General features: G+C 69.9%; 9 protein-coding genes. 8 read left to right on the top strand and 1 reads right to left on the bottom strand.

The features are described from left to right. From nuoH to Pen02_RS29340, 8 genes are all read left to right on the top strand, one after another. Positions 1-1,380 carry an NADH-quinone oxidoreductase subunit NuoH gene (gene nuoH, locus Pen02_RS29375; protein WP_203869464.1) on the top strand — a complete coding sequence of 460 codons (1,380 nt, stop codon included), beginning with the start codon at positions 1-3 and terminating at the stop codon, positions 1,378-1,380. Position 1,381: 1 nt separating this feature from the next. After that, the gene (nuoI, locus tag Pen02_RS29370; RefSeq protein WP_203869379.1) at positions 1,382-1,972 is read left to right on the top strand and encodes an NADH-quinone oxidoreductase subunit NuoI; all 591 of its coding nucleotides are present in this window, start codon (positions 1,382-1,384) and stop codon (positions 1,970-1,972) included. After that, positions 1,969-2,739, top strand: a complete 771-nt coding sequence (locus Pen02_RS29365) for an NADH-quinone oxidoreductase subunit J (protein ID WP_203869378.1) — start codon at positions 1,969-1,971, stop codon at positions 2,737-2,739. The genes nuoI and Pen02_RS29365 overlap by 4 nt, the downstream gene beginning before the upstream one ends. Position 2,740: 1 nt before the next feature. Then, positions 2,741-3,058: an NADH-quinone oxidoreductase subunit NuoK gene (gene nuoK, locus Pen02_RS29360; RefSeq protein ID WP_203869377.1), complete on the top strand. Its 318-nt coding sequence runs from the start codon at positions 2,741-2,743 to the stop codon at positions 3,056-3,058. Positions 3,059-3,071: 13 nt separating this feature from the next. Continuing rightward, the gene (gene nuoL, locus Pen02_RS29355; RefSeq protein WP_203869376.1) at positions 3,072-4,988 is read left to right on the top strand and encodes an NADH-quinone oxidoreductase subunit L; all 1,917 of its coding nucleotides are present in this window, start codon (positions 3,072-3,074) and stop codon (positions 4,986-4,988) included. An 82-nt stretch (positions 4,989-5,070) separates the two neighbouring features. Next, positions 5,071-6,606, top strand: coding sequence for an NADH-quinone oxidoreductase subunit M (locus Pen02_RS29350; RefSeq protein ID WP_203869375.1), 1,536 nt, complete (start codon positions 5,071-5,073; stop codon positions 6,604-6,606). 34 nt (positions 6,607-6,640) lie between these two features. Continuing rightward, positions 6,641-8,200: an NADH-quinone oxidoreductase subunit NuoN gene (gene nuoN, locus Pen02_RS29345; protein WP_203869463.1), complete on the top strand. Its 1,560-nt coding sequence runs from the start codon at positions 6,641-6,643 to the stop codon at positions 8,198-8,200. Between the two features lie 66 nt (positions 8,201-8,266). Continuing rightward, positions 8,267-9,313, top strand: coding sequence for a polyprenyl synthetase family protein (locus Pen02_RS29340; protein ID WP_203869374.1), 1,047 nt, complete (start codon positions 8,267-8,269; stop codon positions 9,311-9,313). 148 nt (positions 9,314-9,461) lie between these two features. Here the strand turns inward: Pen02_RS29340 and Pen02_RS29335 are convergent, their stop codons facing one another. Beyond that, positions 9,462-10,781, bottom strand: coding sequence for an MFS transporter (locus Pen02_RS29335; protein WP_203869373.1), 1,320 nt, complete (start codon positions 10,779-10,781; stop codon positions 9,462-9,464). Positions 10,782-10,818: the final 37 nt, after the last annotated feature.

Genomic DNA, 10,818 nt, shown 5'->3' with positions numbered 1-10,818 from the left:
TTGGTCTACCTGGCCCAGGATCCGACGCTGGCGGACTTCGGCAAGGATCCGTGGTGGCTGGTCCTGATCAAGATCGTGGGGGCGTTCGTCTTCGCGGTCCTGGCCACCCTGCTCGGCGTCTGGTTCGAGCGCCGGGTGGTGGCCCGGATGGCGCAGCGCCCCGGCCTGAACCAGATCGGCCCGTTCGGTCTGCTCCAGACCCTCGCCGACGGCATCAAGATGGCCTTCAAGGAGGACATCCTGCCGAAGTCGGCGGACAAGGTTGTCTACTTCTTCGCGCCGACCATCTCGACGATCTGCGCCGTCACCGCCCTGTCGGTGGTGCCGTTCGGCCCGATGGTGAGCATCTTCGGCGAGCGGACCCCGCTCCAGGTCACCGACGTCTCGGTGGCCGTACTCGTGCTGCTGGCGTGCTCCTCGATGGGCGTCTACGGCATCGTGCTCGGCGGCTGGGCGTCCGGCTCGACGTACCCGCTCCTCGGCGGTCTGCGGTCGAGCGCCCAGATGATCTCGTACGAGGTCGCGATGGGTCTGAGCATCGTCGCGGTCTTCATGACCGCCGGCACGATGTCGACCAGCGGCATCGTCAGCGCGCAGGCGGACGGCACCCGGCTCAACTTCTTCGGCCTGTTCGACCTGCCCGCCCCGGGCTGGTACGCCATCCTGCTGCTGCCGAGCTTCATCATCTTCTTCATCTCCACCGTCGGTGAGACCAACCGGGCGCCGTTCGACCTGCCCGAGGCGGAGTCGGAGCTGGTCGCCGGCTTCATGACGGAGTACAGCTCGCTGAAGTTCGCGCTCTTCATGCTCTCCGAGTACGTCGCCATGGTGACGATGTCGGCGGTCACCACGACGCTCTTCCTCGGCGGCTGGCGGGCACCCTGGCCGATCACGCTCTGGGACGGCGCGAACTCCGGCTGGTGGCCGCTGCTCTGGTTCATGGGCAAGGTCATCGGCCTGGTCTTCATCTTCATCTGGCTGCGCGGCACGCTGCCCCGGCTCCGCTACGACCAGTTCATGCGGCTGGGCTGGAAGGTGCTGCTGCCGATCAACCTGGTCTGGATCCTGGTCCTGGCCGGCATCCGCACCCTCCAGAAGGAGGACCTCGGCGACTCCACCCGGTACTCGATCATCGCGGGTGCGGTGCTGGTCGTCCTGCTGGTGACGCTGCTCTGGCCGAGCAAGAAGCGACCGCCGCAGCGGACCCTCCAGGAGAAGGTGAACCGGCGGCCGGCCGGCAGCTTCCCGCTGCCGCCGATGGATCTCCAGGTGCCACCGAGCCCCCGGATGAAACGGGCGGTCGCCGAGCGCGAACCGGCAAACGTGGGCGCCGGACAGCCGGGCGACGCCGGCACCGGTCACGACGAGAAGGAGGTGTGACGTGGGCGCGATCACCGGGTCTTTCAAGGGTTTCGGGGTCACCTTCTCGCACATGTTCAAGAAGGTCGTCACCACCGACTACCCGTTCAAGCCGCCGGTCTCCGCTCCGCGTTACCACGGGCGGCACATCCTCAACCGGCACCCGGACGGGCTGGAAAAGTGCATCGGCTGCGAGCTGTGCGCCTGGGCCTGCCCGGCCGACGCGATCTACGTCGAGGGTGGCGACAACACCGACGAGCAGCGCTTCTCGCCGGGTGAGCGGTACGCCAGCACGTACCAGATCAACTATGCCCGGTGCATCTTCTGCGGGCTCTGCATCGAGGCCTGCCCGACCCGTTCGCTGACCATGAGCAACGAGTACGAGCTGGCCCGGGACAGCCGGCAGGATCTGATCTTCACCAAGGAGCAGTTGCTGGCGCCGCTGCTGCCGGGGATGGAGCAGCCGCCGCACCCGATGCGGCTCGGCGAGACCGAGAAGGACTACTACGTCGGCGCGCTCACCAACCCGGGCACCTCGGCCGGCGCGGAGCGGGCGCCCTGGTCCGAGACCGGCACGGTCGACGGCTCCGGTACGACGGGAGAACGGCCGTGACGACACAGACGGTGCTTGCCGCTGCTGGTGGGGTGACCGGCGGGGAGCAGATCACCTTCTGGATCCTGGCCCCGCTGGCCCTGATCGGCGCGATCGGCACGGTGTGGGCCCGCAACGCGGTGCACTCCGCGCTCTGGCTGGTGCTGACCATGCTCTGCCTGGGCGTCTTCTACGTGCTCCAGTCCGGGCCGTTCATCGGCATGGTGCAGATCATCGTCTACACCGGCGCGATCATGATGCTCTTCCTGTTCGTGCTGATGCTGGTCGGCCGGGATGCCTCGGACTCGCTGATCGAGACGCTGCGCGGGCAGCGGATCGCGGCGATCGTGCTCGGCCTCGGCTTCGGCGCACTGCTCGCCACCGGCATGTGGCGGGCGCTCGGCCAGGCGGACGCGGCCGGCCTGGAGCAGGCCAACGCCAACGGCAACGTGCAGGGGATCGCCGCGCTGCTCTTCACCAAGTACGTCTTCGCGTTCGAGATCACCTCGGCGCTGCTGATCACCGCGGCGGTCGGTGCGATGGTGCTGGCTCACGTCGAGCGGCGTCGCCAGGACCGGATGGACCAGGTCGCCACGATGAAGGCCCGGTTCCGCCCCGGCAACTACCCGGGACCGAAGCCCGGCCCCGGGGTGTACGCCACCTCGTCCTCGGTCGCCACTCCGGCCCGGTTGCCGGACGGCGGCCTGACCGAGCGGAGCGTGCCGCAGATCCTGCCGCAGCGCGAGTTGACCGACGAGGACAGGGCGCTGAAGGGGACGGAGAAATAACATGTCGAACTTCTTCTCGGTCTCGCCGAACCACTACCTCATCCTCGCCTGCCTGCTCTTCACGGTCGGCGCGGTCGGGGTGCTGATCCGGCGGAACGCGATCGTCCTTTTCATGTGCATCGAGCTGATGCTCAACGCCGCCAACCTGGCGCTGGTCACGTTCAGCCGGATCAACGGCGACCTGAACGGTCAGATCATGGCGTTCTTCGTCATGGTGGTGGCCGCCGCCGAGGTCGTGGTCGGGCTGGCCATCATCATGACGATCTTCCGGACTCGACGCTCGGCGAGCGTCGACGACGCCAACCTGTTGAAGTACTAAGAGGGGCCCACCAGTGGAACATTCTGTGGAGTACGCCCACGCCACGGGGTTGCTGGGCAGCGTGTGGCTGCTGGTGGCAATCCCGCTGGTCAGCGCGGCGATCCTCCTGCTGCTCGGCCGTCGGGCCGACCGGTGGGGGCACTGGCTCGGCGTGGCGAGCGTCGGCGCCATCTTCGTGCTCGGCCTGTCCTACTTCTTCTCGCTGCGAGGGCTGGAGAACCGCTCGGTCGAACTGAGCCTCTGGGACTTCATCGCGATCGGGAACCTGCACGTCGACTTCGGGCTGCTCTACGACCCGCTGGCGGCGGTCTTCGTACTGCTGATCACCGGCGTGGGCTTCCTGATCCACCTGTACGCGGTCGGCTACATGTCGCACGACGCCGGCAGGCGGAAGTTCTTCGGGTTCTTCAACCTGTTCGTCGCGGCGATGCTGCTGCTGGTACTCGGCAACAACTACGTGATGCTCTACGTCGGCTGGGAGGGCGTCGGCCTGGCGTCGTACCTGCTGATCTCGTTCTGGCAGGACCGGCCGAGCGCGGCCACCGCCGGCAAGAAGGCGTTCCTGATGAACCGGGTCGGCGACGCCGGCCTGGCCATCGCGATCTTCATCATGTTCGCCACCCTCGGCAGCACCCAGTTCGCCGACGTCTTCAACGGCGCCAGCCAGCTCGCCGGCGGTACGGTGCTGGCGATCGGCCTGCTGCTGCTGCTCGGCGCCGCCGGCAAGTCCGGCCAGTTCCCGCTCCAGGCGTGGTTGCCGGACGCGATGGAGGGCCCGACCCCGGTCTCCGCGCTGATCCACGCCGCCACGATGGTGACCGCGGGCGTCTACCTGATCGCCCGGTCCAACCCGATCTTCTCGCTCGACCCGACGCTCCAGACGGTCGTGGTCAGCGTCGGCGCGCTCACCCTGCTGATGGGCTGCATCATCGGCGCCGCCAAGGACGACATCAAGCGGGTACTCGCCTGGTCGACGGTGAGCCAGATCGGCTACATGTTCCTCGGTGTCGGGCTCGGCGGCGGCGCGTACGCGCTGGCCATCATCCACCTGCTGGCGCACGGCTTCTTCAAGGCCAACATGTTCCTCGGAGCCGGCTCGGTCATGCACGGCATGAAGGACCAGGTGGACATCCGCCGGTTCGGCGGGCTGGCGAAGTACATGAAGATCACCTGGATCACCTTCGGGCTCGGCTGGCTGGCGATCATCGGCATGTGGCCGTTCTCCGGCTTCTTCACCAAGGAGCCGATCATCGTCGAGGCGTTCGCCCGCGACGACTGGACCGCCTGGCTCTACGGCGGCGCCGCGCTGCTCGGCGCCGGGCTGACCGCCTTCTACATGACCCGGCTCTTCGTGCTCACCTTCCACGGCCCGAAGCGCTGGACCGAGGACATCGAGCACCCGCACGAGTCCCCGGCGATCATGACCGTGCCGCTGATCCTGCTCGGCCTCGGCTCGGTGGTCGCCGGTGGGCTGATGGCGACCCCGGTCGCGAGCTGGCTGACGCCGGTACTCGGGCACGGCGAGCACCACGAGCCGGTGCTCTCGCACACCGTGATCACCGTGCTCTCGCTGCTGCTGACGGTGCTCGGCGCCGGCCTGGCCTGGATGCTGTTCCGCAACGGCACCGCCCTGGTGGAGCAGCCGGCCGGCCCGGTGGTCCGGGCGGCCCGGCGCAACCTCTACACCGACGCGTTCAACGAGACCGTCTTCGAGAAGCCGGGCATCTTCCTCACCCGGGCACTGGTCTTCCTGGACAACCGGGGCATCGACGGGCTGGTCAACGCGCTCGCCGCCGCGGTCGGCGGTGGCTCGGGCCGGCTGCGCCGGCTCCAGACCGGCTTCGTCCGGTCGTACGCGATGTCCATGCTCACCGGCGCGGTGCTGGTGGTGGCGGCGTTCCTGGCGGTCCAACTGGGGTGGTTGGCGTGACCGACCGCAACCCAGCGGCCCCGCCGAACCGGCCGGGCGACCTCGACCGGCCGGGCACTGACGACGGAGGTAAGGCCGAATAATGTCCGACTTCCCCTTCCTCTCGGTGCTCACCGTCGCGCCGCTGGTCGGCGCGCTGGTGGTGGTCTTCCTGCCGGCCAGCCGGGGTGAGCTGGCCAAGCGGATCGCGCTCGGCTGGTCGCTTCTCGTACTGGTGCTCTCCGTCTTCATGTGGATCGCCTTCGAGGCCGGCGGCGACCGGCTCCAGCTCCGCGAGTCGTACTCGTGGATTCCGCGCTGGGGGGTGAACTTCACCTTCGCCGCCGACGGCATCGCGCTGGTCATGCTGATGCTGATCGCCCTGCTGGTCCCGCTGGTGATCCTGGCCTCGTGGCACGACGCGGAGAAGTCCAAGCGGTCCGTACCGGTCTACTTCGCGCTGCTGCTCTTCCTCGAGTGCACGATGATCGGTGTCTTCGCCGCCGCCGACGTCTTCCTGTTCTACGTGTTCTTCGAGGTCATGCTGGTGCCGATGTACTTCCTGATCGGCAGCTACGGCGGCCACCAGCGGCAGTACGCGGCGGTGAAGTTCTTCCTCTACTCGCTGGTCGGCGGCCTCTTCATGCTGGCCGCGGTGATCGGGCTCTGGGTGGTCGGCGGCAAGACCTTCGACTGGCAGGCGCTGACCCAGATCGACATCTCGACCGGTACCGAGCGCTGGCTGTTCCTCGGCTTCTTCCTCGCCTTCGCGATCAAGGCGCCGTTCTTCCCGTTCCACACCTGGCTGCCGGACGCCGGTGGCGCCGCCCCGGCCGGTTCCGCCGCACTGCTGGTCGGCGTCATGGACAAGGTCGGCACCTTCGGCATCCTGCGGTACTGCCTGCCGCTCTTCCCCGAGGCGTCCAAGTGGTTCGCCCCGTACGCGATCGCCCTGGCGCTGATCGGCATCATCTACGCCGCCCTGCTGGCTGTCGGCCAGAACGACCTCAAGCGGCTGGTCTCCTACACCTCGATCGCGCACTTCGGCTTCATCGGCGTCGGCATCTTCGCCTTCACCACCCAGGCCGGCACCGGCGCGGTGCTCTACATGGTCAACCACGGTCTCGCCACCGGCCTGCTCTTCCTGGTCGTCGGCATGTTCGTGGCCCGGCGCGGCTCCGCGCTGATCACCGACTTCGGCGGCGCCGGCAAGCTGGTCCCGGTACTCGCCGGGGTGCTGTTCTTCGCCGGTCTCGCCTCCCTGGCGCTGCCCGGTACGGCACCGTTCATCTCCGAGTTCCTGGTGCTGATCGGCACCTACACGGTCAACAAGCCGGTCGCGATCATCGCCACCGCCGGGATCATCCTGGCCGCCGCGTACGTGCTGTGGATGGTGCAGCGGACCACCCAGGGCACGCTCAACCCGGCGCTGTCCGGGGTCGAGGGGATGCGGCGGGACATGTCGGTGCGGGAGAAGGTCGTGGTCGCCCCGCTGATCGCGTTGCTGCTGCTGCTCGGCTTCTACCCGAAGCCGGTCACCGACGTCATCAACCCCGCCGTCCAGGCCACCATGGAGCAGGACCTCGGCAAGCAGGATCCGGCGCCGACGGTGGGCACCGTCCAGGAGGCACACCGGTGAGCCGGCTGCCAGTCGCGCACGTAAGGAAGGTCCGATAATGGATCTCAAGCTGCCGCCAATCGACTACGCGGCTCTGGCGCCGATCCTGGTGCTGTTCGGGGCCTCCTGCCTCGGCATCCTGGTCGAGGCGATCCTGCCCCGGGCACGCCGGCACCTGGCGCAGCTCGTGCTCGGCCTGCTGGCCGTGGTCGGCGCGCTGGTCGCGGTGGTGCTGAACGCGCACGACCGGCTGGTCACCGCCGGCTCGGCGGTCGCGATCGACGGCCCGACGCTCTTCCTCCAGGGCGCGATCCTGGTGCTCGGCGGGATGGGCCTGCTGCTGATCGGCGAACGGTCGGTGCAGCGCGGCGGCGAGTTCGTCGCGCACGCCGCCGTCACCGTCGGGTCGCCCGAGGACCAGCGGCAGGCCGCCGACGAGGGCGGGGCGACCGAGGTGTACCCGCTGACGCTTTTCGCCATCTCCGGCATGCTGCTCTTCGTCGCCGCGAACGACCTGCTGACGATGTTCATCGCGCTGGAGGTCTTCTCGCTGCCGCTCTACCTGCTCTGCGCGCTGGCCCGGCGTCGGCGGTTGCTGAGCCAGGAGGCGGCACTCAAGTACTTCCTGCTCGGCTCGTACGCCTCGGCGTTCTTCCTGTTCGGCATGGCGCTGGTCTACGGCTTCACGGTCGGGGCCGGCGGCACCACCTCCGGCGGCGGGGTCGACTTCGGCACCATCCGGACCGCGGTCACCGACTCGGACGCCAGCGAGGTGCTGCTCTTCGCCGGCCTCGCGCTGCTCTCCATCGGCCTGCTGTTCAAGATCGCGGCGGCGCCGTTCCACGTCTGGACCCCGGACGTCTACCAGGGCGCGCCGACCCCGATCACCGGCTTCATGGCCGCCTGCACCAAGGTCGCCGCGTTCGGCGGTCTGCTCCGGGTGCTGCACGTCGCGTTCTCCGGCGCGAGCTGGGACTTCACGCCGGTGCTCGGTGGCATCGCGGTGCTGACGATGCTGGTCGGGGCGATCCTCGCGGTCACCCAGACCGACATCAAGCGGCTGCTCGCGTACTCCTCGGTGGCGAACGCCGGTTACCTGCTGGTCGGCGCGCTGGCGATCTCCAAGGACGGCCTGTCCAGCACGATGTTCTACCTCGTCGCGTACGGCTTCACGGTGCTCGCCGCGTTCGGCGTGGTGACCCTGGTCCGGGACGCGGACGGCGAGGCGACCCACCTGTCCCGGTGGGCCGGGCTGGGCCGGCGTTCGCCGCTCCTCGCCGGGCTGTTCACCTTCCTGCTGCTCGCCTTCGCCGGCATTCCGCTGACCTCCGGCTTCACCAGCAAGTTCGCGGTGTTCGGGGCGGCGCTGGACGCGGGGCAGTCCTGGCTGGTGATCGCGGGCGTGCTGACCAGCATGATCCTCGCCTTCCCGTACCTGCGGGTCGTGGTGATGATGTGGCTCTCCGAGCCGGGCGAGTCCACCCCGACGGTGTCGCTGCCGGGCGGACTGACCACGACCGCGCTGGCCATCGGCGTACTGGCCACCCTGGTGCTCGGGGTCGCCCCGGCGCCGCTGCTGGATCTCGCCAACGGCGCCGCCGAATTCGTCCGATGACGGGCCACCCCCACGCCCTCTCCGAGGTCAACCGCCCCCGACCAGGGGTTGGCCGGCGGGTGTGGCATGGTTGAAGGCGTGGGGGGAACGGCTGGCGGCATGGCGGGGCTCGGGCTCGACTCGATCGGGCTCGACTTCGCGGATGCCCAAGTGGAAGCATCGGTGGCCGGCGTGCTGGCCAAGGTGGAGACGGAGCTGCGCGCCAACATCGCCAGCGCCGACCCGATGGTGGACGAGGCGGCCCGGCATCTGGTGCATGCCGGCGGCAAGCGGTTCCGGCCGCTGCTGGTAGCCCTCGGCGCCCAGTTCGGTGATCCGCACGCCCCGCAGGTGGTACCGGCGGCGGTGGTGATGGAACTCACCCACCTGGCGACGCTCTACCACGACGACGTGATGGACGAGGCGCCGGTGCGCCGGGGGGCGGTGAGCGCCAACTCCCGGTGGGGCAACGCGGTGGCGATCCTGGTCGGCGACTACCTGTTCGCCCGCGCCGCCGACATCGCCGCCGACCTCGGCACCGAGGCGGTCCGGTTGCAGGCCCGGACGTTCGCCCGACTGGTGCACGGGCAGATCGCCGAGACCGTCGGCCCGCGCGGCGACACCGACCCGGTCGCGCACTACCTGAACGTGATCGCCGAGAAGACCGGCTCCCTGATCGCCACCTCGGTGCGGTTCGGCGGGATGTTCGGCGGCGCCCCGGCCCCCCAGATCGAGGCACTGGCCGGCTGGGGCGAGACGATCGGGATCGCCTTCCAGCTCTCCGACGACCTGCTCGACATCTCCTCCGAGTCGGTCCAGTCCGGCAAGACTCCCGGCACCGACCTGCGGGAGGGCGTACCGACCCTGCCGGTGCTGTACGCGCTCGGCGCCGACGACGGCGACGCCGCCTCGGTACGGCTGCGCGAGATCCTGGCCCTCGGCTCGATCACCGACGACGCGCTGCACGCCGAGGCGCTCGGCCTGCTCCGGGAGTCTCCGGCGCTGAAGCGTGCCCGGGAGACGGTACGCAGCTACGCCGAGGAGGCCCGCGCCTGCCTCGCCCCGCTGCCCGACAGCGCACCCCGGCAGGCGCTCGAATCGCTCTGCGACTTCATCGCCGACCGCACCGGCTGACCGCCCGCCCGCGACCCCGGCTGCAACGTTTCGAGACACCGGCCGGAATTTCAGTTCAGAACGCTGCTCGGAACCGGCTCGGAACCTCGGTTCAAACCGCCGTATGCCGCTGTGGCGAGCTTTCCCGGGTTCGAGGGTGCCCAGCGGGTCAGGCCACCGCAGAATCCGTCTCACCGCTCTCGGTTCGCTCGGTCGGCGTCGGGGGCGTCTGACGCTGCCGGGGGATCCGGCTCGGGTTGTCGACGGTCGGGCTGTCGGCCGTAGGGTCGGCGCCGTCGCGCCGGCGGCGGAGCGCGGTCAGCAGCATTCGGCGGCCGGTCAGCATCAGCCCGGCGGCGAGCAGCATCGCGGTCGCCGCGACCAGCCACATCGTCGGGTACCCGAGGTGGTCGGCGAGGGTGCCGAGGCTGAGCGGGCCGAGGCAGCCGCCCGCGTACACGCCGGTCTGGGTGATCGAGGTGGCGGTGGTCGGCGCCTGCGGATGCAGCCGGACCACGGCGAAGTTGAGCAGCCCGGGCCAGGCCCAGCCCAGGCCGAAGGCGAGTACCACGCCGATCACCAGTGGGGCCGAGCCGGCCAGGTGCAGCAGGCCCAGTCCACCGGCACCGACCGCCAGCATGCCGGCGACGACGTTGAGGTGGCCGCCGGAGCGGCGGTCGGCGAGCGCGCCCATCAGCACCCGGGAGACCAGGCAGACGGCGCCGCCGAGGGTCAGCAGCAGCCCGGCGAGCCCCGGTGAGAGCCCTCGGGCCGCCGCCGAGTCGACCAGGAAGGTGCCGAGGGCGTTCGCCGAGCCGGCGGCCAGCGTGCCGGCCACGCCGAGCGCGACCAACGCCCCGGTGGCCCGCTCGCCGCGCCGCTGCGCCGGGCTGCTGGTCCGCCTGCCACCGGCGGGTACGACCGGCAGGATCGCCAGCGCCAGTACGGCGGCGGCGACGAACGCCCAGCGCCAGCCGACGGTCAGCGCCACGGCCGGTACGGCGGCGCCGGCCAGCAGCGTGCCGGCCGGGATGGCGGCCTGTTTGATCCCGAACGACAGTCCCTGCCGGCCGGGTGGCACCCGGTGTGCCAGGGTGGCGTTGCTGGCCATCTGGCCGAGCGGATTCGCCAGGGCGACCACCGCCAGCAGGACGAGCAGTACGGGATAGCTGCGCGCCACGGTGGCGACCGCCAACATGGCGGCGGCGACCAGCAGCAGACTGGCCCGGGCGACCACGGCCGGGCCGTACCGCTCGACGAGGGCGCCGGACGGGACGGAGGCGAGTGCGCTGACGCCGAAGTAGACGGCGACCGCCAGCCCCAGCCCGGCGGGGGAGAAGTCCAGTTCGGCGCCGAGTTGGACGGCGAGTCCGCCGATCAGGAAGACCGGCAGCACGCCGGCCACCGTGACGACGGTGGCGGCGAGCACGGTACGAGTCGGCCGTGCGTAAGTTACGGCCTGCGGGGTGTTCTCGGTTAGATCGGCCATTTGGGACGAGCCTACGCGAGCCGCCCGTATGAACCGA

It is taken from the genome of Plantactinospora endophytica (assembly GCF_016862915.1).
Lineage (GTDB): Bacteria > Actinomycetota > Actinomycetes > Mycobacteriales > Micromonosporaceae > Plantactinospora > Plantactinospora endophytica.
The sequence above is the reverse complement of the archived record's forward strand: the minus strand, read 5'-3'. Positions and strand labels throughout refer to the sequence as shown.

Excerpts from the sequence above, each read along its gene's own strand:
- nuoK (WP_203869377.1), top strand. The coding sequence starts at position 2,741 with ATGTCGAACTTCTTCTCGGTCTCGCCGAACCACTACCTCATCCTCGCC.
- Pen02_RS29350 (WP_203869375.1), top strand. The coding sequence starts at position 5,071 with ATGTCCGACTTCCCCTTCCTCTCGGTGCTCACCGTCGCGCCGCTGGTC.
- Pen02_RS29340 (WP_203869374.1), top strand. The coding sequence starts at position 8,267 with ATGGTTGAAGGCGTGGGGGGAACGGCTGGCGGCATGGCGGGGCTCGGG.
- Pen02_RS29335 (WP_203869373.1), bottom strand. The coding sequence starts at position 10,781 with ATGGCCGATCTAACCGAGAACACCCCGCAGGCCGTAACTTACGCACGG.